Genomic DNA, 22,403 nt, shown 5'->3' with positions numbered 1-22,403 from the left:
ACTAATGAGCACCATTGGATTTATCGGACTCGGTCACATGGGTGGCCCGATGGCGGCCAATCTCGTCAAGGCCGGACACAAGGTCGTCGGTTTCGACCTGGCACCCGCGGCGCTGGAGCAGGCAGTCAAAGACGGTGCATCGGTAGCGGATTCGGCAGTCGACGCCGTTCGCGGTGCTGACGTCGTGATCACGATGCTGCCGAGCGGTAAGCATGTTCTCGGTCTGTACGAAGAACTGCTGCCGGTGGCAACACCGGGCACGCTGTTCATCGACTGTTCCACCATCGACGTCGCCGATGCCCGCGAGGCACACGACAAAGCCGAAGCAGCCGGTCACCGCAGCGTCGACGCACCGGTCTCCGGTGGAGTCGTCGGGGCAACCGCAGGCACTCTCGCATTCATGGTGGGCGGTTCCGAAGCGGACTTCCAGGCCGCGTCACCGTTGCTGGACGTGATGGGCCGCAAGGTCGTTCATTGCGGCGACGCCGGTGTCGGCCAGGCTGCCAAGATCTGCAACAACATGATCCTCGGCATTTCGATGATCGCGATCAGCGAGGCGTTCGTGCTGGGCGAGAAGCTCGGCCTGAGCAACCAGGCGCTCTTCGATGTGGCGTCCAACGCCTCGGGGCAGTGCTGGGCACTGACCACCAACTGCCCGGTACCGGGACCGGTCCCCACGAGCCCGGCCAACAACGACTACCAGCCCGGCTTTGCTGTCGCGCTGATGGACAAGGACCTCGGTCTGGCTGCAAATGCGCTGCGCAACAACGGCGTCGATGCGGAGATCGGGCTCAAGGCCGCGGAACTCTACAGTCGCTTCCATGCTGCGGGCGGTGGCGGTCAGGACTTCTCTGCCATCATCAACGACATCCGTGACCGTTCGACCGAAGGACAGTAGTGACCGACTTCAACACCATCATCCTCGAGCGTAAGGGTCGCGTCGGCGTCATCACGCTCAACCGCCCGAAAGCTCTCAACGCACTGAACTCCGAGCTGATGAACGAGGTCGTCGCTGCGGTTGCCGACCTCGAAGCGGACAACGGCATCGGAGCCATCCTGATCACCGGTTCCGAGCGCGCATTCGCCGCCGGCGCCGACATCAAGGAAATGCAGTCCAAGACGTACATGGACGCATACGTCGAGGATTTCTTCACCCCGTGGGACCGCGTTGCAGCAGCTCGTAAGCCGCTGATCGCAGCTGTCTCCGGGTACGCGCTCGGTGGTGGCTGCGAGCTTGCGATGCTCTGCGATTTCATCATCGCTTCGGATACCGCGAAGTTCGGTCAGCCGGAGATCAAGCTCGGTGTCATTCCGGGTATCGGTGGCTCGCAGCGCCTTACGCGCGCCGTGGGCAAGGCCAAGGCCATGGAACTGTGCCTCACCGGCCGCAACATGGACGCAGAAGAAGCCGAGCGTGCAGGCCTGGTCGCCAGGATCGTTCCGGCCGCCGACTTGCTCGACGACGCGTTGAAGACCGCAACCACCATCGCCGAGATGTCGCTGCCGATTGCGATGATGGCCAAGGAAGCAGTCAACCGCTCCTTCGAGACCACCCTCGCCGAGGGCGTCCGCTTCGAGCGTCGGGTGTTCCACTCGACTTTCGCGACGGAGGATCAGAAGGAAGGCATGGCCGCATTCGTGGAGAAGCGGTCGGCCGAATTCAAGCACCGCTGAACTCGAGCACCGCTGAACTTCTAGACCGCTGAAACTGCCCTCACACTCGTCGAGAGTGTGAGGGCAGTTTCTTTGTGTACGGGTGGTCGGTTCACCACTTGGTGGGCGCGCCGCCGGTGTCGAAGTCCCCGGCGGTCTTGCGAAGCTCAGTGAGGATCGTCACCAATTGTTCGAGCTTGTCCTGCTGGAGTCCGGGGTGAGCGAACACCTTGCTGTTGAGCATTTCGGTCGCTTCGAGGGCCAGTGCGCGACCGGCGTCGGAGATCTCGATGAGCGTCGCGCGTCGATCACTGGGGTGCGGGACCCGCCTGACCAACTCCGCTTTCTCCAAACGGTCGACGGCATTGGTGACACTGGTGGGGTGAACCTGGAGGCGGGCACTTGCCTTGGCCATCGGGAGTGCGCCCGACCTGGTGAAGGTGAGAAGCGTCAGCAATTCGTAGCGGGCGAAGGTCAACCCGAGCGGCTTGAGTACTTCTTCGACCCGCGCCATCATGATCTGCTGTGCTCGCATCACCGACGTGACCGCAGCCATACCGTCGGCGACGTCGCTCCACCCGTGCTCCGTCCACTGACGATGCGCCTCTTCGATGGGGTCGAGGGGGAGCGGTGCGGGGGGAGACATAAGGTCGATCATCCCATGCTCCGAAGCGGTCGGGTGCCTTGTCTGATTGTGTGTCGCAGCCGCTTACGTCTGTAGAGTCCCACGGGTGATTTCAATCCTCGTCGCGGGTGGCGTCTCGTTGTTCGTCGCCCTCTTCCTGACTCCGTTTCTCATTCGTGTGCTTTCGCGGCAGGGGCTCGGGCACGAGATTCGGATCGAGGGCCCGCAGAGTCACCAAGGCAAGCGTGGCACCCCGTCGATGGGCGGCATCGCGATCATCGCCGGCATGTGGGCGGGCTACCTGGCGGCACACATCATCGGTTTCGGCTCGCGGCTACCGCGCCTGTCTGCGTCCGGTTGGTTGGTTCTCGCGCTCGCGACGTCACTGGGAATCGTCGGCTTTCTCGACGACTTCATCAAGATCCGCAAGAAGCGCAACCTCGGGCTCAACAAGACGGCCAAGACCGTTGGTCAGCTGGCGAGCGCCATCATCTTCGGCATTCTGTTCCTGCAGTTCTCCAACAACAACGGAGTCACACCAGGCAGTCAGTATCTGTCCCACGTTCGTGACATCTCGGTGTTCTCGATGGGGGCCATCGGCTTCGTGGTCTTCTTCTGCATTCTGGTGTTCGCCTGGTCCAACGCCGTCAATTTCACCGACGGTCTCGACGGTCTCGCAGCCGGCTCGATGGGCATGATCCTGGGGACCTACGTCGTCATCGCCGGCTGGCAGTACCGGAACTCGTGTGTCCTCGAGCCCGCCGCCGGATGCTACGACGTTCGCGACCCTCTCGATCTCGCGATCGTCGCTGCCGCAGCAGGCGGAGCGTGCCTGGGCTTCCTCTGGTGGAATGCCGCCCCGGCTCAGATCTTCATGGGCGACACCGGCTCCTTGGCGCTCGGCGGCCTGGTGGTCGGCCTGTCCGTCACGACGCACACCGAGCTGCTGATGGTCATCATCGGCGCCCTGTTCGTCGCTGAGATCCTGTCGGTGATCATCCAGGTTCTGGTGTTCCGATCGTCCGGCCGACGCGTATTCAAGATGGCCCCGATCCATCATCACTTCGAGTTACTCGGCTGGCCGGAAACCGTCGTGATCGCAAGATTCTGGATCTTCGTCGCGATCTCGTGCGTCCTGGGACTTGCCACCTTCTACAGCGAGTGGTTCTCCGCTGCCGGTTAGACCGATTCGCTCTTTCGGGTCGTAGCCAGAAGAGCGATCAGCCCGAGCGACACACACGCCGTCATCGTGACGGCCAGAGCCGTGCTGGTGTTTCCCAGTAGGCCGACGGCGGGCGCGATGGCCGCGCCGACGCCGAACTGAAACGCACCGAGCATCGCCGCAGCAGTACCGGCCGCTTCGCCGTGACGAGCGAGAGCCAGCGCCGGGGCGTTGGGGAGAACAAAGCCGATGGCGCCTGCCATGGCCCACAGTGCGATCACGAATCCGGCCAGCCCGCCCAGTTCGAGGACCGCGACAGTGATAACTACCGCGCCGGAGACAACCGCAGCGACGAGCGCCCACTTGGTGATCTGCTGAGGAGTCCAGCGGTCGAGCAGTCGGACGTTGACCTGCGAAGCACCGATCAACGCGATAGCGCCTGCGCTGAAGAGCAGCGCGAACTCCTGTTGATTGAGGCCGTACTGGTCCTGATAGACGAATGACGCGCCTGAGACATACGCGAACAACGACGCCATGCCGACGCTGGAGACGAGCGTCAGGACCATGAACGTGCGGTCGCCGAGCAGCGAACCGTAGGTACGGAGAACCGACTTCAATCCGCTCGGGCGACGCTTTTCCTTCGGCAGTGTTTCGGCGAGTCCGAACGCCCCGATCATCGCCGTGCCGACGCCGATCAATGCCAGGACGACGAAGATCCCGCGCCAGTCGAGGGCGACGAGGAGAGCGCCGCCGATGCTGGGCGCCAGGATCGGTGCAACACCGAGCACGAGCATCAGCCGGCTCATCACGACGGCAACGGTGTTACCGCTGTAGAGGTCGCGGACGATCGCCATGGTGACCACTGCCGCGGCTGCCGCGCCCATTCCCTGGAAAACCCGCAGGATGCCGAGGACCGCGATGCTCGGTGCGAAGACCGCCAGCAGCGACGCCAGGATGTGCACGCCGATTCCGGCAAGCAGCGGCTTCTTGCGGCCGAGCGTGTCCGAGAGCGGCCCGACCAACAGCTGTCCGAGCGCCAGGCCGATGAGGGTTCCGGTGATCGTCAGCTGAACCGTTGACGACGAGACCCCGAGATCGGCGCCGATATCCGGCAGGGCGGGCAGGTACATGTCGATGGTGAAGGGCCCGAGCGCCGTCATGGAACCGAGGGCCAGGATCTTGCCGACACTCGGCTTGCGGTCGACACTGCTCGTTTCCAGCGGGGCCGCCTCCGAGGGCGGAGCTGCCTTCACAGGCGGGGCTGCCTTGACGGGCGGGGCGACGGCGGTGTTCTCGGCACTCATGAAACCTTCTGGGTTGTCTGGGTCTGGCGAACTGCTCGGTCGTTCGGTCGAAATTTGGGCCGCAATCGAATGACCTGCGCCCACCGAGGGAGTCAGCATCGAGACTGACCGATTTGTTCCCGAAGGGCCCGCAGTTTTCCCAGAGACTGGAACGTTTGGTGGGATTGCACTCGAATCATGCTGAGCGGAACTGTGGTTCGACGCCGTGACTCGGGGCAGAGTTACTCAGTGACGCGGGTGTGGCTGAGTGGCTAGGCACCGGCCTGCAAAGCCGTTCACACGGGTTCGAATCCCGTCATCCGCTCGGGCGTCGGGGCTGGCCAACACGGTCAGCCCCGATTTGTATCGCAGATCGTGTCAGCGTGTGCGCAGAGAATACCGATTTCGGCTGGACGGTTGCAGCACACGTACTGGACGGTTGCAGCACACGTAACGGCAGTCTGTGCGTCGCGAGCTTGATTCAACCGTTGTGTCGCACGTTCAGAGGTTACGCCAACATTGCTTTGGCGGTGCACGCCCGCGTGTTTTTGGACGACCACGCAGACGCTATGACAGCGTGGGGTGGGGGCCGACCAGGTGCAGCGCCTGCCGCGATGGTTTGTAAACCGCTGAATAGTACGGCGTTTCTGCTCTAGACGTTTACGTATGGGACGTTTTCGCTCTGGACCATTGCAGTTTGGTCTCCCTCGACCGGAATGCGCTATCTATCCGAGGGCCACCGCGCAATGAGAAGGCCTAAGGAGATGGGACCCCTGTAGGCTGAAACTGTATGCGGCTGTCCAGGCTAGGGGCTTGCGTGGCCGGTGCCGATCCCGTCAAGAGGTATTTCCTGTCGGGTTGGTGGCCATCCTGGAATCGGAATTGCAGGCGGAACGCCGGTGCCGACGATCAACCAATTGCCCATCCGTCGGCGCAACACAATAGGTAGCATTTGGAGATTCATTCCGGCTTCCCAAATTAGGACTTCGCCCTCAGTTGGTGTAAGAATGATGATTTCAAAATCGAGCCCGAAGCGGCGTGGCTTTTCGGCGATGCCCCACGAGTCATCTATGCCTTCCACAATTTTAGACAACTTTTCCATTTGCGAGGAAAGGAAGTGCACAGATAGCGCGTGTGTCGGCTCGAGTTTCCGAAGCTCGTCTGCGAGGTGTTCGCGATCCAAGCCCTGTAGCGTTTCATGATCTTTGTTGGCAAGTATCCAATCTTGCGCCAATGCGACTCTGAAATCCTTGTCGATTGCCTGCCAGACTTCGGGCACATTTCCCGCCTGTATATCGGAAATCCATTTGCGGGCAAACGTGCCTGCGCTTAGTGGTCCGTAGTGCTGGTTAATGACCGCTGCAACATTCGAGAGCTCACGCCGGGCGGCATCAAAGACGCTCGTCTTGGGGCCACACTGAACCGATCGGAGGAACGCTTCTGAGGAGCGGCTGTACTGCTGCGATTCGTAGTAGATCTCGCCAAGGGTGAAGGCAGCGCGGGCCGCAATGTCCAGGTTCGAACTTCCGGCCAGTGTTTTTAGCGTTGTCTCTGCATCAGTGGCGTTCGAGGCGAGCAACTTTGTAGCCGTTTCGACGGGATCGTCTTCAATCTCAAACCGTGGAATCCCCAGCGGCGCAGGCGTAATCGATGGTCTTTCGAATATCTGGCGAAGCAGGGGGATCAATGCATCTTGCGAGAGTTTCTCAAGGTTGTGAAAACTTGTTTGATCCAGCACGGCCGGGATATGTTGGACATCGGCGCTGTTCGTGACGATCGGAATGAACTTAACTTTGGACTGGTGGGAAGTGTATAGCTCGCCGGTGATTATCAGCCCCTCCCAGTCCGCGCCGCGACCTCGGTCGGCGAGGGGTCTACCGTTGTAGCGCTCAGCGTAGTCCTTTGTGACGACGACCAGCACGAAGTCGGAATGTTCAATCTGTTCACGCATCCATCGAGGCCAAGATGGTGGTGGTGTGTGCTCTACATATTGATCGAGTGTGACGTCGACGCCATTGTTACGAAGGGCTTCGGCGATACTCAGCACGTGCTGTCGATGCGTTGGGCTGTCGTGACTATATGAAATTAGGCACGAAGGAGCGCTATTCGGTACGGGCGATTCAGTCGTCACAGCGGGTTATCGTATCCGAATGGTCCGACACCTCCTGCAGTTCCGCGCAACGTCCCCCGTACTTGGAGGTACCACGGACGTACAGATCGCGCGCAGTCGTGACGCGGCAGGCGTCAATACGATGCTGGCGAGCAGTCATTCATCCAGCGGTTAGCGTTCGCCAACAGAGGCACCGGCCTGCAAAGCCGTTCACACGGGTTCGAGTCCCGTCATCCGCTCGTGTCGGAGACCGGCAGGCATACCGCCTGCCGGTCTCTCTTGTGTAGTCCTGGTTCACGTCGTCGGCTGAGATAGTCTGGGCTGCCGGAGCGAGCGGACCACATGAGTGAGGCACTGAATTGATTTCGGGACAGGACCTGCGATCGCGGCGCTTGGACGTGGGGATCAGTCAATTCCAGTTCGCCCGCCTCGCGGGAGTCTCGTCAGCCGTCGTCTCCGCGTGGGAACTCGACAAGGCGTATCCCAAACCACCGGCGGAGCGAGCAGTTCTCGCGGCCCTCACCGCATTGGAATCCGCGAAGCGCGAGGGCACGTACGCGGCTCCGCGGAAGCGATCGAGCGGTAGCACTCGCGCGCGTCGGGCGACACCGGTCAACGACCCCGCCTCGGTGACCCGGCGTGCGATCGAAGGGGCAGGAAGCGGCGGCCCCACCGTATTGACGGCGTTCTCGGGTTGTGGCGGTATGGCCGAAGGCTTTCGGATGGCGGGGTTTTCGGTAGAGGGATACATCGAAGTCGTGCCGGAGGCGCGCGCTACCTTCGATCGGAACTTCCCCGGCGCGAAGTGCCTCGGTGAGGACATCCGGGCGATCGACGAAGGCCGTGTGAAAGATCTTCTGGCACAAGTGGATATCGATGTGTTGGCTGGGGGACCGCCGTGTCAGGGTTTCAGTCTCGCCGGCCGGCGAGACCGCGACGATCCGCGTAACCATCTCTTCCGGAACCTACTCGAGCTCGCCGATCTGGTGAGACCGAAGGTCGTGGTGATGGAAAACGTGCGACTGCTGCTGAGCATGAAAGACCCGGACGGCGGGATGGTCGTCGACCGGATTCTCAGCGAGATGGCTGCACGCGGTTACGACGCGTCGGTCAATACGGTCAATGCGCAGGATTACGGAGTCCCGCAGTTCCGGGAGCGAGTGTTCATCGTGGCGACGCGCCGCGACAGTGGTATCGGGCCACTGCGTTTTCCGCCGAAGACTCACGGCGTGAATGGTGTTGCGCCGCTGCGAACTTTTCGTGACGCCACCGTCGACCTGGCCCCGCTGGAATCGGGGCAGGCATGCGAAACAGATCCGTTGCACTGGGCCGTCGAGCATCCCGAGCACGTCCTGCGGTGGCTGCGCGATGTGCCGGAAGGAATGTCGGCTCACGACAACGAGGATCCGGCCATGCGACCGTCGTCCGGATACAACACGACGTACAAGCGACTGCGGTGGGACGAGCCGGCGTCGACGGTCGGAACCACTTTCGGGATGATCTCGGCTTCACGCAATGTGCATCCGAAACACACCCGATCGTTGACCGTTCGAGAAGCTGCTCGCCTCCAGACCTTTCCCGACGACTACGTCTTCGAAGGCAAGTGGGGAGCGGTGCGCACGATGATCGGCAATGCGGTGCCGCCGCAACTGGCCTCGGCGCTGGCAGGAGAGATCAAGAAGGCGCTCGGCTGAGGTCAGGCGCCGACGGAAAATGGGGCCGACATTGTCGGCCCCATTTCGAGTTACGCCCTGGCAGGGGTGTGGTGCAAGCGAATCAGCTGAGGTTGAGCTTGGCGATCAACGGCTGGACGACCTTGATGATGTCGATGACGGCGCTGAGGGTGTTGATGGAACCCATGTTTCGGTCCTCCGTGTCGTATGTACAGGTGTGTATGTACAAGGTTGTGTCTGCGTGGTGTTTCCATGCGACCTCGTGTCGCAGACACAAATTAGCAAATTGGACGCTTGTTTGGGTCGAAATGACCACTTTGCACTGAAGTTGCTGAGAAGTTCACGGATTGTTCAGGAACGGAAACAAAAAACAGGCCGGACTCCCCGAAGTCCGGCCTGTCGATGACGCTTTGCGATCAGCTGAATGCCGACAACGCGCTGATGAGGCCGATGCCCGCAACTGCGACCTTGAGGACACTCAAGATGTCTTCGAGCTTGACACCCTCGGGCAATACGTTTTCGACAGACTCCATGTTGGATCCTTCATGTGTTGGGGTCGTGGTCCAGCGCCACTGCAAGCAAGATACCCAATCGTGACCACCTGTGAAACCCCGGCGCGCAGATCACAGTTGTGTTGCGCCGGACTCGCTAGCTGTCGCAGCCACCGTTGCCGCCACAATTTGCTCGACGCTGATGCCGGCGGCCGGTAGGCAGTGATAGAAAATTCGTTCGCAGAGGTCGACCATCTCGCCTCGTTCGAGGGTCGGCTCGTCGATCCAGTTGACGACGATTTCCTCCATGAATGCCTGCCATCCGGCAATGGTTGCCTCGACCGTCGCATTCGACTCGATGCTCAGATCCGTGAGCGCGGCGACGATCCACGTGGTGAAGGTGCGGCGCATCCCGCGGTAGATCGTGCGCATCCGGACGTCGCCGCTGCCGGCCATCCGCATAACGGCAAGGTAAATAGTGGGGTGCTCGATAACGGCATCGACGAAAGTTTCGATACCTGAACGCAGCTGGGACGTGATCGGTAGCTCGGGATCCGGCCGCATTCGATCTTCGAGATCGGCCGAGGCGGCCTCGAGTATGGCGTTCTGGAAACCCTTTTTGTTTTTGAAGTAGTGGAACAGCAGCGGCGGTGAGACGCCGGCCTCGGCCGCAACCCGGTCCATCGACAGCTGATCGAAAGGCTCGGTCCGCAACATGTGCACCGCCACCTCGAGGATTTGCCTCTGACGGTCTTCGGGGGAGCGGGGGACTGCAGCCATTCCGACATCTTATGTATTCGCTCGTAAGGTTCATTGACTTTTACTCAACGCTGTCTATAACGTGAGGTAACACATACGTGAGGCGAGGAGTCCGACAGTGTCTGCTTTCGACATCGTGGTCAACGACGGGTTGTGGTTCGACGGGACGGGGGCTCCTGGTCTACGTCGAAATCTCGGAGTTCGAGACGGCGTGGTCGCGGAGGTGTCCACGACGAGCCTCGAAATCGGGCCGGACACCGAGGTGATCGATGCGGCCGGCAAGTGGGTTCTCCCCGGCTTTGTCGACGTCCACACGCACTACGACGCCGAAGCCTTGGTCAGCCCAGGGCTTCCGGAATCGGTTCGCCACGGCGTCACGACGGTCGTGCTCGGTAATTGCTCACTGTCTACGGTGTATTCGACCCCGCGCGAGATCGCGGACCTGTTCAGCCGAGTCGAAGCAGTTCCCCACGATGCGGTGCTGAGCATCCTCGAAGCGAACAAGACTTGGAGCGGCCCCGCCGCTTATGCCGCCGCACTCGACGCGCTCCCGCTCGGACCCAACGTCGCGGCATTCATCGGCCACTCCGACATTCGTACTCACGTACTCGGTTTGGGGCGAGGCACAGACAAGAAGGTCAAGCCGAGCCGCTCGGAGCTCGGGCGTATGGGCTCGATGCTCGAGGACGCCATCGATGCGGGGATGCTCGGCCTGTCGTCGATGACCAATGCGCTCGACAAGATCGACGGCGACGAATACCGTTCTCGCTCTTTGCCGTCGACGTACGCGCGGTGGAAGGAGTTCCGATTCCTCAACCGTATCCTTCGTGATCGCGGAAAGATCTTGCAGAGCGCTCCGACCATCAACCTGCATCCGAACGTCGCGGCGTTCTTCGCCGAGAGTTCTGCGATCGGACGCAAGAAGCCGCTCAAGACTTCGCTGCTCTCCGGTGCGGATTCGAAGGCCTACCCGGTGATCGTGTACTTCATGCTCGCTGCGGCCCCACTGCTGAACCGTTTCGCCAAGACCGATTTCAAGTGGCAGCACCTTCCGGTTCCCTTCACGGTCTATGCAGACGGAATCGACCTCGTCGTGTTCGAGGAGTTCGGTGCCGGCGCCGCCGCGTTGCATCTCAAGGACCAGGTGGAGCGCAACAAGCTGCTCCAGGACGAGTCGTACCGCCGCGCATTCCGCAAGGACTACGACAACAAGTTCTCACCCCGCATCTGGCACCGCAATTTCTACGACGCCGTCATCGTCGGTTGTCCGGACGAGACGTTGATCGGCAAGAACTTCGGTCAGGTCGGAGACATCCGGGGAGTGCACCCGGTGGACGCGTACCTCGACTTGGTGGTCAAGTACGGGCGAGATCTTCGCTGGCGCACCACCATTGCAAATCATCGTCCCAAGTTCGCCAAGAAACTCGCTGCGAGTTCCGGCGTACAGATGGGCTTCGGCGATGCCGGTGCGCATCTGCGCAACATGGCGTTCTACAACTACCCGGTGCGGCTCCTCAAGCGCGTCAAGGACGCCCAGAGTGATCGCAAGCCGTTCCTGACCATCGAGCGCGCAATTCACCGCCTGACCGGAGAGTTGGCGGACTGGTACGGAATCGATGCCGGGCATCTACGCCAGGGTGACCGCGCGGACTTCGTTGTCATCGACCCGGCCGGGCTCGACGAGTCGGTCGACGGGTTGTTCGAGGCAACCGTCCCCGAGTACGGCGGAATCAGCCGGATGGTCAACCGCAGCGACGATGCAGCCGTCGCGACAGTGATCAACGGCCGACTCGTCTACAGCGACGGCGAATTCGCCCCGGGATTCGGAACCGAAAAGACGGGTCAATTCCTGCGCGCCGGCGAAAAGGCTCCAACTACGGGTGTCGCGAAGACTAGCGTGGCGCTATGACTTCACCGGCGGATCGCCTCACCTCGTACTCCCGGTCCGGACTGACCTTCGACGTACGCGACGAAGGGCCGATCGACGGTCCGGTCGTGGTCCTCCTGCACGGTTTTCCGCAGGATTCGAGTTCGTGGGATCAGCTCGCACCGCTACTGCACGCCCGCGGCTTCCGTACCGTCGCACCGGATCAGCGAGGGTACTCACCCGGCGCGCGGCCGAAAGCGCGCTGGGCGTACCGCGGGTCAGAGCTTGCCGCAGATTCTGTCGCATTGATCGACGCACTCGGTGTGGGGAAGGTGCACCTGGTCGGCCACGACTGGGGTGCCGCAGTTGCATGGCAGGTCGCTGCCGAGCGGCCCGATTTGCTCAATACTGTTACCGCGGTGTCGGTTCCGCATCCACTTGCGTTCGTCAAGGCGATGGTGACCAGCACACAGGGACTGAAATCGTGGTACATGGGGGCGTTCCAATTGCCCTTCGTTCCCGAGAAGGTTCTGTCCTCCACGTCGGCGGGTGAGAAGTTCCTGATCTCGAGCGGACAGACGCCGGAGAACGCACGGCGCGATCTGAATGCCATGCTGGCTCCCGGCCGCCTGCGCGGTGGTCTGAACTGGTATCGCGCGATGTGGATGACCAAGCCGAACCCCGCAACTGCCCGGGTCACCGTGCCGACCATGCACGTCTGGAGCGACGGCGATGCTGCCATCGGGCCCAAGGGTTCTGCGCTCACCCCCGCGTTTGTCGACGGCCCGTACCGGTTCGAGGTTCTCAGCGGCGTGAGCCACTGGATTCCGGACGAGGCGCCGGTCGAGTTGGACCGACTGCTGGGTGAGCATCTCAGCAGCTGACCGCGTTTCGATCACTGAAGCCCCGCCGGTCGGCGGGGCTTCAGTTGTCAGCAAGGTCGTCGGGCGGCGGGGGTCAGCGAGTTCCGAATCGCTCTTCCACCTGCTCCTTCGTCAGACCGAACTCCTCGAGCGTGTACTTGTGCGAAGGTCGGCGAGCACCCGAGCGGCTTTCCTCGTGCATGGCCTCCATCGACTGCTGCGCGGCAGATGTCAACGGGATGTCGAAGTGTGTGTAGATGTTCTCGACGGTGCCCAGCGGATCGGTGACGAAGTCCTGATAGTCGACGTCGATGAACTGTGCCGGATTGTGGTGTGCGCGTGCACTGTCGAACTGCTCGAGACCCCTGGCCCACAATTCCAGCTGACTTTCGCCGATCACCTTGTCGGTGAACGTGTTCGACCAACCATCCGTTGCCTGAGCGGCCAGGCTGCACACCGACGGAATGATCGTCGTAGGGGAGCGGTGAGTCTGAATGACGAGCGCATCGGGGTACGCCTGCATCAATTCGTCGAGCGCAAACAGGTGGCTCGGGTTCTTGAGGACCCACCGTCGATCCTGATCGGGCAGACCGATCAACTGCAGGTTCTTCTTGTGTCGTGCATAGGCATTCGACCATTCCTGGTCCTTCAGCCATGCGGAGTACGTGGGCAGGTTCGCCAGGCACTCGTAGGACACGGACTTGAACGTCTGGCGTAGCAGCTGCCAGCACTCTTCGACTTCACTGGCTGACATGTAGTGCACGCCCATGAATTCGGGATGCTCGACGTGGTGCTGCCCGAACGTCTCCTCGATCTTGGCGAAGACCGGGTTCGACTCCCACGTGTCACGAGGTGGTCGAGGCTGCGGAAACTCGGTCAGCCACATCTCGAGGCCCTGGTGGGCCGGGTCGACTGTGAGGAGGCGGTGCAGGGCCGTGGTGCCGGTGCGCGGCAATCCGGTGACGAAGATCGGACGCTCGATCTTGACGTCGGCGTGCTCAGGGTGTTCCTTCCATGCCGATTCACTGAGCAGACGTGCCACCAGCGCGCCGCGAAGGAATACCCGAGAGATCTTGCTGCCGAAGGGGGTCAGATCCTCGTCGCGGTCGTAGGACTCAAGGAGGACCGACAGAGCCTCGGTGTAATCGTCGACGCCGAAATCCGTAAGTCCGGTCATCCGCGTTGCCGAGGCGTGGAGATCCTCGACGGTGCCGACGTGAGTGCGTTCAGTCATGGTGCTCCTAGTGATGGAATTCGCCGCAGTTGACGTCGATACATTGGCCCGTGATCGCGCTGGCCATCGGAGACGCCAGGAAGATCGCCGCGTCGGATACTTCATCTGTCGTCGGTAGGCGCTTGAGGTCGGTGTTCGAGGCGGTGTGCTCGTAAATTTGCTCGACGGTCATGCCGAACTTCTCCGCCTGGTGTGCGAAATAACCCTTGAGGGTATCGCCCCAGATATAGCCGGGTGCAATAGAATTGACACGAATTCCGTGCGGACCGAGCTCGGTGGCCAGGGACTGCGACATGGCGAGGAGGGCCGATTTTGCCATCTTGTAGCTGCCGTACCGCTCTTGCGAATGCCGCAACACCATCGAATTGATGTTCACCACGGAGCCGTCCGAATCGGCAAGGGCCGGCGTGAACAGCTGAGTCAGACGCAACGCACCCAGTACGGTCAGTTCGATGCTGTCGCGGATGTGCTGGTAATCGGTGCGAGCCAACGGTTTCATCGACGGTATCGAGAATGCATTGTTGATCAGGGTGTCGACTTTGCCGTAGGCGGCAATGGATTCGGCGACCAGATTCTCGGCGGAAGCCTGGTCGGTGATGTCAGTGGCCACGGTGACGGCGCGTCCACCGGCATCGACGATTTCCTTCGCGACGTCGTCGAGTCGCGATTGCGTGCGCGCTGCGAGAACAAGACTCGCGCCGGCCGACGCACAACGAATGGCCAAAGCGCGGCCGAGTGCCGGACCGACTCCGGAGATGACTACTACACGGTCTTCGAGCAATGCGGTCATGATTACCCCAGCATTCGGTTGTCGATGGCGCCCTGGCGCTGGGCAATTCGCGCTGCCCACTCCTCGGCGGTGATGGCGTTGGTGTCGAAATGCGGCAGGTGCTTCGCAATATCTTCGACTGGAACGATGTCGACGGTTGGGCCGTCCTGCGGCGTCAGCTCACGGGATACGCGCTGCCAACGGAACTGAAGAATGCCGCGCGGATGTCCGACGGTTTCGATCCAGTTGATGACACCGGGGTTCTTCGCGCTGACCACCATTCGGACCATCCCGTCCGGATCGACCTGCGCCTGGCCGTTGTTGAGGGAGGTCTGATGATTGACGTAGTCGAGCGAGATGTACCAGAGGCTCCCGAGTTGGAATCCCAGATACGGTGCGTCCGACGCCGGAACGGTGATGATCATCGCCTGCTCGTCGGTGAGTTCGTAATGTCCCACCGACGAGTACTGCGTCGCCAGTCCGCCCGGAGTCAGTCGCGGTTCGGTCATGGTGTTGACCGTGAGCTTGAGGTAGAACCACTCTGGAAACTGCAGCCACGTCTTGACCCGCGTGACCAGGGCCTTCCCGGCCCGTGCATACCGCTTCTCGGTCTCTTCCGCGGTGAGGGGCGGCGGCGCGATGCCGATCGAATCGGTGCGCTCGATGCGGATCACGCCGCGCTGCTGACTCCAATCGCTGTAGACCTCGCGCACGACCAACTGCGAGGATCCTGGCGCCAGGGTGTAGTAGTTGGCTCGTCCGTCGGCAGGACCGGGGCCGAACCACGCGACGAAGTTACCGTCGTCGTCTATCTCGAGTTCGCGGTCGTCGAAGGCGATCTCGCTTCCGGGGACATTCGAATTGGTGTAGTTTCCGCTCAATACCTGGAAGCTGAGATCGGCTGTGGTGCCGCGCTTTCCGGTGACCTTGTATTCCTTGTCGTCGTTGATACGAGCGCCGAAGTACAGGGTGTCAGGGTTGTCGAGGCCCATCTTGGTGAACGGTCCGGTGCCCTGGATGAAACTCGGATGGGTCTTTTCACCGGCCCACGCGGCATGCGTCGTCGCGATGATTCCGCCGGCCAGATATTGGTATCCCTCCAGTAGATCCTGCTCGGATCTGATGTGCGGCGCAGTCTCGATCAATTTCTCGGCTTCGGCGATCGCCTCGGCAAACGGGTCCGTCAGCACGCTGGCTCCTCACAGTTCCGACTATGTCGCCGGCCCAGAGCGTCGTGGTACAAATATGTACCTATGGGGTAGATGTTTGGTATTCCGACAATAGAACGCGTTCTAGGGAGTGGTCAATGGGTGGACCGGAGAAGGCGCCTGAAGGGGGTCGCTCGAGGGGGAGGCAATCGCCTCCCACCGAACGGGTGGTTCAGGTGCTCGACTACCTCGTCGGCCGCCCTGACCAGCGGTTCGGGCTGTCGGAACTCGCCCGCGCCCTCGAGATCAGCAAGCCGACCTGCCTGGGAATTCTCACGGCGCTGGCTGACCGTGGGTACCTGACACGGGACGAGGTGTCCAAGACCTACGGGCTCGGTCCAGCTTTGATCGCGGCCGGACGTGCAGCTCAGCGAGGATTTGCCGTCGGACCCATTGCCCGCACCCACCTGGAGAAGGTGAGCGCGGAGTTCGGCACGACGTGCACGGCGTCCGGTGTGATCGGTGATCAGATCAGTGTTCTCGAAGTGACCGGACCGATCGGCGCGCGTCGCACCGCCAAGGTCGGTCAGGTGTATCCGTTCGCTCCGCCGGTCGGACTGATGTACGTCCTCTGGGGTTCGGATCACGACATGGACAGTTGGCTGAGCAAGGAGCCGAGCTTGCCGGTGCGCTTGGATCGCGAGCGTCTGTGGAACGTGGTCCGCGAGTGCCGATCCGCGGGGTACCTGGTCGAAAGTCTGGATCCGGTGGGGCAGCGACTTCATACGTTGATGGCGGGTGTTGCGACGCACGATCTTCCGCCCGAAGTGCGTGAGCTGCTCGGTGAGATGGTCTCGAGCCTGGGCGAGCGGGTGTACCTCGGGCGCGACATCAGCTCTGACGACGAGCATCCGGTCAGTCTCATCGCCGCCCCGACCTACGACGCCGAAGGGCATCAGGCGCTGGTGCTCACGCTGTATGTCGGCGGCGCAATTTCGGGTGCCGAGATCGAGCGACGCGCCGCGGCGCTGGTTGCGGCGGCAGATGCGGTGACGGCGGAAGTTGGTGGACGGAGTCCGGTTCGCGGTCAGTGACGTCTGGTTGCCGGTCATTGACCTTTGGGTAGAACGAGTTCTATTCTGTGATTGCGTTCAATTTAGAACCAGTCCGGTACATAAATGTACCGATGCGGTGACGAAGTTCCCGCAACGGAGTCAGTGATGCTCAGGAGCGAAAGACATGGCAACACTCCAGACCCCGCCCGCCTACGAGTTGTCGCAACTGCGAGCCCTCGAAGCGGAGGCGGTCCATATTTTCCGCGAAGTCGCAGCGACCTTCGAAAAGCCGGTCCTCCTGTTCTCCGGAGGTAAGGATTCCGTCGTGATGCTGCACGTAGCAGCCAAGGCGTTCTGGCCTGCGCCATTGCCGTTCGCCGTGATGCACGTCGACACCGGTCACAACTTCGACGAAGTGATCGAGTTCCGTGACCGCACGGTCGATCGCTTCAACCTGCGGCTTGTCGTCTCCAGCGTGCAGGACGACATCGATGCCGGACGTGTCATCGAGGACACCGGAGTCGGTTCCAGTCGCAATCGCCTGCAGACGCACGCGCTGCTGCGCGGAATTCGCGACAACAAGTTCGACGCAGTGTTCGGTGGTGCTCGCCGCGACGAAGAGAAAGCGCGAGCCAAGGAGCGGGTGTTCAGCTTCCGAGACGAGTTCGGGCAGTGGGATCCCAAGGTGCAGCGGCCTGAACTGTGGAACCTGTACAACGGCAAACACCGTAAGGGCGAACATATTCGGATCTTCCCGCTCTCCAATTGGACAGAGCTCGACATCTGGCAGTACATCGAGAGCGAGCAGATCGACCTTCCCGGCATCTACTACGCCCATCGGCGTGAGGTGGTTCCGCGGGACGGAATGCTGTTGGCACGCACCCGCTTCCTCGAGCTCCGCGCGGGTGAGGAGTCCTACGAGGCGTTGGTGCGCTTCCGCACGGTCGGCGACGCAACGTGCACCGGATGCGTCGAATCGTCGGCCGAAACGCCGGCCGCCGTCGTGGAAGAGGTTGCTGCGAGCCGCATTACCGAGCGTGGCGCAACCAGAGCTGATGACCGTATTTCCGAAGCCGGCATGGAAGATCGTAAGAAAGAGGGGTACTTCTGATGCCGCAACTGCTGAGAGTTGCTACGGCGGGCAGTGTCGACGACGGTAAATCCACACTCATCGGCCGGTTGCTCTACGACTCCAAGTCGATCTTCGAGGATCAACTCGAGGCCGTGGAGCGGAGCAGTCGAGAACGGGGAGACGAGTACGCCAACCTCGCGCTACTGACCGACGGATTGCGCGCCGAGCGTGAACAGGGCATCACGATCGACGTGGCCCACCGGTATTTCGCCACCCCTCATCGCAAGTTCATCATCGCCGACACTCCCGGGCACGAGCAGTACACCCGCAACATGGTGACCGGCGCTTCGACTGCAGATCTCGCCCTGATCCTGGTGGATGCCCGTAAAGGAGTGCTCGAACAGACGCGGCGCCATGCCTTCCTGTCGACTCTTCTGGGTATTCCCCACCTCGTGTTGTGTGTGAACAAGATGGACTTGGTGGGCTGGTCTCAGGAACGATTCGAGGAGATCAAGGAAGAATTCCGGCAGTTCGCGATCAAGTTGGACGTCCACGATCTGACGTTCATTCCAGTCTCGGCGCTGTTGGGAGACAACATCGTTGCGCGGACCGAGAACATGTCGTGGTACGACGGGCCGTCGCTGTTGCACCATCTGGAGCAGGTGCACATCGCGTCGGATCGCAACTTGATCGATGCTCGGTTTCCAGTGCAGTACGTGATCCGTCCGCAGAAGCAGACCGACGCCGACCTCCACGATTTCCGTGGTTACGCGGGAACGGTGGCCAGTGGCGTCTTCAAGCCGGGCGACGAAATCGTGGCGTTGCCTTCTGGATTCACGTCGACGGTGAAGGCAGTGCACGGGCCGGGCGGCGACGTGATCGACGAGGCGTTTGCGCCCGCGGCCGTGTGCATCGAACTGACCGACGATCTCGACGTCAGCCGTGGGGACCAATTGTGTCGGCTCAACAACCGGCCGCAGGTCGGGCAGGAAATCGATGCGATGGTCTGTTGGCTGACCGAACAGACCACGCTGTCGGAAAACAATCGCTACTCGTTGCTGCACACCACGCGCTTCACGAAGGCGCAGATCGTCAAGCTCGACTATCGCCTGGACGTCAATTCTCTGCACCGCGACGAGAAGGCAGAATCTCTGTCCCTCAACGAGATCGGTCGCATCTCGATCAAAACGCAGCAGCCGTTGATGTTCGATCCCTACCGCCGCAACCGCGTGACAGGCAGCTTCATTCTCGTGGACGAGACCACGGGCAACACCGTCGCAGCCGGAATGATCAACGGACCGACACTCAAGGAATCGCGCGTCGTCTGGCACAGTTCGGAGGTCTCTCGCGAGGAACGTGCGACTACCGGCGGGACTGTGTGGCTTACCGGTCTCTCGGCCTCGGGTAAGTCCACGATCGCGGTGGAACTCGAGCGGCGTTTGGTGGCCGCGGGTATCCCGGCGTACCGCCTCGACGGCGACAACCTCCGGCACGGACTGAACGCGGATCTGGGATTCAGTGCCGATGACCGCGCCGAGAACGTCCGCCGAGTCGGCTCGGTGGCGCAATTGTTCGCCGATTCCGGGGCCGTGGCAGTGGCCTGCCTGATCAGCCCGTACCGCGAAGATCGTGATCGAGTGCGGGCGGCGCACGAGGCCGCTGGACTGAAGTTCGTCGAGGTCTATGTCGACACCCCGATCGAGCAATGTGAAGCCCGAGACCCCAAGGGTATGTACGCCAAGGCCAGGGCCGGGGAAATCACGGGATTCACCGGCGTCGACGATCCCTACGAAGCTCCGACAAGCCCCGAGTTGGTGATCAGACCCGAAGACGGAACGCCTACCGAACTTGCGCTGCGAATTATGGAAGTGTTGGACCGGTGAGCGAATCCACACACAGCAGAATCGCCGACGAGGCACTCGCGGCGGAATTGGCGCAGGCCGCTGGTGCGATCCTCCTGGGGATCCGAGCCGAGGGTCTGGGCGTCGACGACGGTCGTGAGCTGGGTCGGCGGGGCGACAAGGCCGCCGATTCCTACATCCTCGACCGGTTGGCGGCCGAGCGGCCGGGCGATGCCGTGCTCTCGGAAGAATCTGCCGACGATCGCAGTCGCCTGGAGGCGTCCCGAGTCTGGATCATCGATCCGCTCGACGGCTCCAAGGAATACGGACTCCCGGATCATTCGGATTGGGCAGTGCACGTGGCGCTTTGGGAACGCGATAGTGGGATTACCGCAGCCGCGGTGTCGCAGCCCGCGCTCGGCGCCGTCTATTCCAGTGGCGACGAGGCAGTCTCGGTGACTGCCAACTCTCCGCTCCGGGTAGTCGTCAGTGGCTCGCGGCCGCCCGCATTCACCGAAGCCGTGGCTGCCGAACTCGGCGCCGACGTTGTGCACATGGGGTCGGCCGGCGCCAAGGCGATGGCGGTGGTGCGCGGTGAGGTCGATGCGTATCTGCACGCCGGTGGGCAGTGGGAATGGGATTCGGCGGCACCGGTCGGCGTCGCGCAGGCAGCAGGACTGCATTGCAGCCGCATCGACGGTTCGCCGTTGCTCTACAACGAATCTCACCCCTACCTGCCGGACCTCGTGATCTGCCGACCGGAATTGGCTGAGTCGATCCTCGGCGCAATTGCCAAGCACTCCACGGAGTCTGCGGTCAGCGGGCGCATCGCCATGGCACGTGAGTACGTGAACGCATTGCTCACTCACGACGCAACGAAGGTCCGTTTTGCCGCCGACGCCTGGCGAGTCGAGAACGGTCAGCGAACCGGTGACACCGGCGTTTTCATCAGCAACGAGCTCGAACAGGGGCAGCAGTATCGCGGAATCGTGGCGATACGTGAACTCGCGCTGCGCGAGTGGGGCGAGAGTGTCGTAGCGCGGTATCTGCTGGATCTCGGAACACCTGGCCAGGCGCCGGCCGTCACGGTTTTCGTCACCGAGTACTTCGGGATACCGGCAGGCGAGATCGAAAGCATCATGGCAATCATCGAACCCCACGAAGACAATTCGAAAGAGGCTGGCACACAATGACACCGGACAAGCTGGTCACCGAATTCTGCGCACTGTGGGCAAATGCCGATGTCGCGAAGATCGTCGAGTACTTCACCGATGACGTCGTTTATCACAACATTCCGATGGAGCCCGTTGTCGGCCGGGAGGCCGTCCGCGCGTTCATCGAGCAATTTGTCGGTGCCTTCGGAAACATCGACTTTCAGATCAAGCGTCAGGTCGCGGACGGCAGCGTGGTGATGAACGAACGCGTCGACGTCTTCACCGTCAACGGCGCCGAGGTAGCGCTCCCGGTGATGGGGGTATTCGAAGTCACGGACGGAAAGATCAGCGCCTGGCGCGACTATTTCGACATGGCGCCGATCAACGCGGCAGCCGGCCAGGCCTGATCGGGGCGGCTACTCCGCGATGACGGCGTGCGGGTAGTCCGGCGAGCGGTGCTGGAACCGTGTGATGGCCGGATTCACGATGACGCCGTCACGGATTTCGATGGCCCGATCGACGGTCTCGTCTGCCTTCCATGCCGTCTCTCCCGCCATCACGGTGGGCAGGTAGGGGAGAAGAGACTCGCTGATTTCCCACGATGCCGAGTTCCACAGGTACGACGGACTGTGGTCGACGCCGTAATAGGTGATGTTGTCACCGACGATGAAGGTCGGCTCGGCAAACGAGGTGGGGCGAGCCCAACTGAAGCCCATGCCTTCGTCGCACGACACGTCGACGATGAGGCTGCCGGGTTGGAAGTCCATGAGGTCTTCCTCGGTCAGGAAAGTCAGTGGGGCGTCGGTGTTCTGCAGTACGCAGTTGACGACGATGTCGTGCTCGGCCAAGAAGCCGGGTACCGGCACGCTGTGGTTGTCGAGCATCACGTGGCTGCCACGGACGTCACCGTTGTTGTTGTCGAACGAGACCATGCGCGCCGAGTGGATAGGGGAGCTGACGGCGGTGACTCCACGTTGGGTGAGGACGTTCACTTCGTGGATGCCGTGCGCCTTGAGTGCTGTGACCGCGCCGCGTGCAGTGGCTCCGAAGCCGATCACGGCAGCAGTGAGACGGCGGCCGTAGTCTCCGGTGGAACCGATCAACTGCAGGGCGTGCAGTACCGAGCAATAGCCGGCGAGCTCGTTGTTCTTGTGGAACACATGCAGATTGAACGATCCGTCGCTGTGCCAGAAGTTCATGGCCTCGAAGGCGATGAGAGTCAGTTTCTTGTCGATCGCGATCTGTGTCAGTTCGGTGTCCTGGACGCAGTGCGGCCAGCCCCAGAGAACCTGACCGGATCGTAGTTCGGCGAGGTCACGCACCAACGGCTTCGGTAGCAGAACCACATCGGTTTCCGCCAAAATCTGCTTGCGCGTGCGGATTCCGGCAACCAGGCGCGAGAGGTAGTCGTCGGAGTAGCCGAAGGGGTGGCCGTAGCCCTCTTCGAGGTAGATCCGAGAACGTAGTTCGGCATCGATGCGATCGAAATGCGCAGGATGGATCGGCAACCGGCGTTCTGCCGGTTTGCTCGACTGTCCGATGACTCCAAGGGTGCGTGCGTTGTTCAATTGTGTATCTCTCGATAGGAGCAGGTAGAGATGTCAGGCAGGAGCCTGAGGGACTAGCAGAAGCCGCAGGAACGCT

The 22,403-nt window shown here is 61.7% G+C and carries 20 protein-coding genes and 1 tRNA gene; 12 read left to right on the top strand and 9 right to left on the bottom strand.

What is annotated here, in order from left to right:
• The first annotated feature begins 4 nt into the window (after nucleotides 1–4).
• Complete coding sequence (gene mmsB / locus ACFQ6H_RS24240) at nucleotides 5–898, top strand: 3-hydroxyisobutyrate dehydrogenase (RefSeq protein WP_003941308.1); 894 nt, start codon at nucleotides 5–7, stop codon at nucleotides 896–898.
• A complete protein-coding gene (locus ACFQ6H_RS24235) occupies nucleotides 898–1,674 on the top strand; it encodes an enoyl-CoA hydratase (RefSeq protein ID WP_283307405.1) in 777 nt (258 codons plus the stop codon). Before mmsB ends, ACFQ6H_RS24235 begins: the two co-directional genes overlap by 1 nt.
• 91 nt (nucleotides 1,675–1,765) lie before the next feature.
• Here the strand turns inward: ACFQ6H_RS24235 and ACFQ6H_RS24230 are convergent, their stop codons facing one another.
• Nucleotides 1,766–2,299: a MarR family winged helix-turn-helix transcriptional regulator gene (locus ACFQ6H_RS24230; protein ID WP_054825961.1), complete on the bottom strand. Its 534-nt coding sequence runs from the start codon at nucleotides 2,297–2,299 to the stop codon at nucleotides 1,766–1,768.
• An 85-nt stretch (nucleotides 2,300–2,384) separates the two neighbouring features.
• Between ACFQ6H_RS24230 and mraY the strand changes: the two genes are divergently transcribed.
• Nucleotides 2,385–3,461 (top strand): phospho-N-acetylmuramoyl-pentapeptide-transferase, encoded by a 1,077-nt coding sequence (gene mraY, locus ACFQ6H_RS24225; RefSeq protein ID WP_003941316.1) that lies wholly within the window; start codon nucleotides 2,385–2,387, stop codon nucleotides 3,459–3,461.
• Here the strand turns inward: mraY and ACFQ6H_RS24220 are convergent.
• Nucleotides 3,458–4,744: a multidrug effflux MFS transporter gene (locus ACFQ6H_RS24220; protein WP_378649076.1), complete on the bottom strand. Its 1,287-nt coding sequence runs from the start codon at nucleotides 4,742–4,744 to the stop codon at nucleotides 3,458–3,460. The two genes, mraY and ACFQ6H_RS24220, sit on opposite strands and share 4 nt — an antisense overlap.
• Before the next feature lie 233 nt (nucleotides 4,745–4,977).
• Between ACFQ6H_RS24220 and ACFQ6H_RS24215 the strand changes: the two genes are divergently transcribed.
• Nucleotides 4,978–5,048, top strand: a tRNA-Cys gene (locus ACFQ6H_RS24215).
• Between the two features lie 480 nt (nucleotides 5,049–5,528).
• Here ACFQ6H_RS24215 and ACFQ6H_RS24210 read toward each other — a convergent pair.
• Nucleotides 5,529–6,854, bottom strand: a complete 1,326-nt coding sequence (locus ACFQ6H_RS24210) for an SEFIR domain-containing protein (protein WP_378649074.1) — start codon at nucleotides 6,852–6,854, stop codon at nucleotides 5,529–5,531.
• Nucleotides 6,855–7,231: 377 nt separating this feature from the next.
• On the opposite strand from ACFQ6H_RS24210, the gene dcm reads away from it, so the two are divergent.
• Nucleotides 7,232–8,527 (top strand): DNA (cytosine-5-)-methyltransferase, encoded by a 1,296-nt coding sequence (dcm, locus tag ACFQ6H_RS24205; protein ID WP_378649073.1) that lies wholly within the window; start codon nucleotides 7,232–7,234, stop codon nucleotides 8,525–8,527.
• Nucleotides 8,528–8,609: 82 nt separating this feature from the next.
• Here dcm and ACFQ6H_RS24200 read toward each other — a convergent pair whose 3' ends face one another.
• On the bottom strand, nucleotides 8,610–8,735 hold the full coding sequence (locus ACFQ6H_RS24200) for a hypothetical protein (RefSeq protein WP_003941303.1): 126 nt from the start codon (nucleotides 8,733–8,735) through the stop codon (nucleotides 8,610–8,612).
• Nucleotides 8,736–9,129: 394 nt separating this feature from the next.
• On the bottom strand, nucleotides 9,130–9,777 hold the full coding sequence (locus ACFQ6H_RS24195; protein WP_378449308.1) for a TetR/AcrR family transcriptional regulator: 648 nt from the start codon (nucleotides 9,775–9,777) through the stop codon (nucleotides 9,130–9,132).
• Nucleotides 9,778–9,874: 97 nt separating this feature from the next.
• Between ACFQ6H_RS24195 and ACFQ6H_RS24190 the strand changes: the two genes are divergently transcribed.
• Nucleotides 9,875–11,665 (top strand): amidohydrolase family protein, encoded by a 1,791-nt coding sequence (locus ACFQ6H_RS24190; RefSeq protein ID WP_378539435.1) that lies wholly within the window; start codon nucleotides 9,875–9,877, stop codon nucleotides 11,663–11,665.
• Nucleotides 11,662–12,507, top strand: a complete 846-nt coding sequence (locus ACFQ6H_RS24185; RefSeq protein ID WP_378649072.1) for an alpha/beta fold hydrolase — start codon at nucleotides 11,662–11,664, stop codon at nucleotides 12,505–12,507. The genes ACFQ6H_RS24190 and ACFQ6H_RS24185 overlap by 4 nt, the downstream gene beginning before the upstream one ends.
• 73 nt (nucleotides 12,508–12,580) lie before the next feature.
• Here the strand turns inward: ACFQ6H_RS24185 and ACFQ6H_RS24180 are convergent, their stop codons facing one another.
• Genes ACFQ6H_RS24180 through ACFQ6H_RS24170 form a run of 3 tightly spaced genes read right to left on the bottom strand, consistent with a single transcriptional unit; the run spans nucleotide 12,581 to nucleotide 15,679 of the window.
• Nucleotides 12,581–13,720, bottom strand: a complete 1,140-nt coding sequence (locus ACFQ6H_RS24180; protein ID WP_378449311.1) for a sulfotransferase family protein — start codon at nucleotides 13,718–13,720, stop codon at nucleotides 12,581–12,583.
• Between the two features lie 7 nt (nucleotides 13,721–13,727).
• Nucleotides 13,728–14,510, bottom strand: coding sequence for an SDR family oxidoreductase (locus tag ACFQ6H_RS24175; protein ID WP_378539437.1), 783 nt, complete (start codon nucleotides 14,508–14,510; stop codon nucleotides 13,728–13,730).
• Nucleotides 14,511–14,512: 2 nt separating this feature from the next.
• Nucleotides 14,513–15,679, bottom strand: coding sequence for a hypothetical protein (locus ACFQ6H_RS24170; RefSeq protein ID WP_378649071.1), 1,167 nt, complete (start codon nucleotides 15,677–15,679; stop codon nucleotides 14,513–14,515).
• A gap of 116 nt (nucleotides 15,680–15,795) precedes the next feature.
• On the opposite strand from ACFQ6H_RS24170, the gene ACFQ6H_RS24165 reads away from it, so the two are divergent.
• From ACFQ6H_RS24165 to ACFQ6H_RS24145, 5 genes are all read left to right on the top strand, one after another.
• Nucleotides 15,796–16,731: a helix-turn-helix domain-containing protein gene (locus ACFQ6H_RS24165; protein WP_378649070.1), complete on the top strand. Its 936-nt coding sequence runs from the start codon at nucleotides 15,796–15,798 to the stop codon at nucleotides 16,729–16,731.
• 145 nt (nucleotides 16,732–16,876) lie between these two features.
• Nucleotides 16,877–17,803 (top strand): sulfate adenylyltransferase subunit CysD, encoded by a 927-nt coding sequence (cysD, locus tag ACFQ6H_RS24160; RefSeq protein ID WP_378649068.1) that lies wholly within the window; start codon nucleotides 16,877–16,879, stop codon nucleotides 17,801–17,803.
• The gene (cysC, locus tag ACFQ6H_RS24155; protein WP_378539441.1) at nucleotides 17,803–19,647 is read left to right on the top strand and encodes an adenylyl-sulfate kinase; all 1,845 of its coding nucleotides are present in this window, start codon (nucleotides 17,803–17,805) and stop codon (nucleotides 19,645–19,647) included. Before cysD ends, cysC begins: the two co-directional genes overlap by 1 nt.
• A complete protein-coding gene (locus ACFQ6H_RS24150; protein ID WP_378539442.1) occupies nucleotides 19,644–20,798 on the top strand; it encodes a 3'(2'),5'-bisphosphate nucleotidase CysQ in 1,155 nt (384 codons plus the stop codon). The genes cysC and ACFQ6H_RS24150 overlap by 4 nt, the downstream gene beginning before the upstream one ends.
• Complete coding sequence (locus ACFQ6H_RS24145; protein ID WP_378649066.1) at nucleotides 20,795–21,166, top strand: limonene-1,2-epoxide hydrolase family protein; 372 nt, start codon at nucleotides 20,795–20,797, stop codon at nucleotides 21,164–21,166. The genes ACFQ6H_RS24150 and ACFQ6H_RS24145 overlap by 4 nt, the downstream gene beginning before the upstream one ends.
• 9 nt (nucleotides 21,167–21,175) lie before the next feature.
• Here the strand turns inward: ACFQ6H_RS24145 and ACFQ6H_RS24140 are convergent, their stop codons facing one another.
• The gene (locus tag ACFQ6H_RS24140; RefSeq protein ID WP_378449318.1) at nucleotides 21,176–22,327 is read right to left on the bottom strand and encodes a N(5)-(carboxyethyl)ornithine synthase; all 1,152 of its coding nucleotides are present in this window, start codon (nucleotides 22,325–22,327) and stop codon (nucleotides 21,176–21,178) included.
• Between the last annotated feature and the right edge of the window lie 76 nt (nucleotides 22,328–22,403).

Source organism: Rhodococcus sp. NPDC056506, from assembly GCF_042794945.1.
Classification (GTDB): Bacteria; Actinomycetota; Actinomycetes; order Mycobacteriales; family Mycobacteriaceae; genus Rhodococcus_F.
The sequence above is the reverse complement of the archived record's forward strand: the minus strand, read 5'-3'. Positions and strand labels throughout refer to the sequence as shown.

Coding starts and splice junctions, on each gene's coding strand:
- mmsB (WP_003941308.1), top strand. CDS start 5: ATGAGCACCATTGGATTTATCGGACTCGGTCACATGGGTGGCCCGATG.
- ACFQ6H_RS24230 (WP_054825961.1), bottom strand. CDS start 2,299: ATGTCTCCCCCCGCACCGCTCCCCCTCGACCCCATCGAAGAGGCGCAT.
- ACFQ6H_RS24220 (WP_378649076.1), bottom strand. CDS start 4,744: ATGAGTGCCGAGAACACCGCCGTCGCCCCGCCCGTCAAGGCAGCCCCG.
- ACFQ6H_RS24195 (WP_378449308.1), bottom strand. CDS start 9,777: ATGGCTGCAGTCCCCCGCTCCCCCGAAGACCGTCAGAGGCAAATCCTC.
- ACFQ6H_RS24185 (WP_378649072.1), top strand. CDS start 11,662: ATGACTTCACCGGCGGATCGCCTCACCTCGTACTCCCGGTCCGGACTG.
- ACFQ6H_RS24180 (WP_378449311.1), bottom strand. CDS start 13,720: ATGACTGAACGCACTCACGTCGGCACCGTCGAGGATCTCCACGCCTCG.
- ACFQ6H_RS24175 (WP_378539437.1), bottom strand. CDS start 14,510: ATGACCGCATTGCTCGAAGACCGTGTAGTAGTCATCTCCGGAGTCGGT.
- ACFQ6H_RS24165 (WP_378649070.1), top strand. CDS start 15,796: ATGGGTGGACCGGAGAAGGCGCCTGAAGGGGGTCGCTCGAGGGGGAGG.
- cysD (WP_378649068.1), top strand. CDS start 16,877: ATGGCAACACTCCAGACCCCGCCCGCCTACGAGTTGTCGCAACTGCGA.
- cysC (WP_378539441.1), top strand. CDS start 17,803: ATGCCGCAACTGCTGAGAGTTGCTACGGCGGGCAGTGTCGACGACGGT.
- ACFQ6H_RS24145 (WP_378649066.1), top strand. CDS start 20,795: ATGACACCGGACAAGCTGGTCACCGAATTCTGCGCACTGTGGGCAAAT.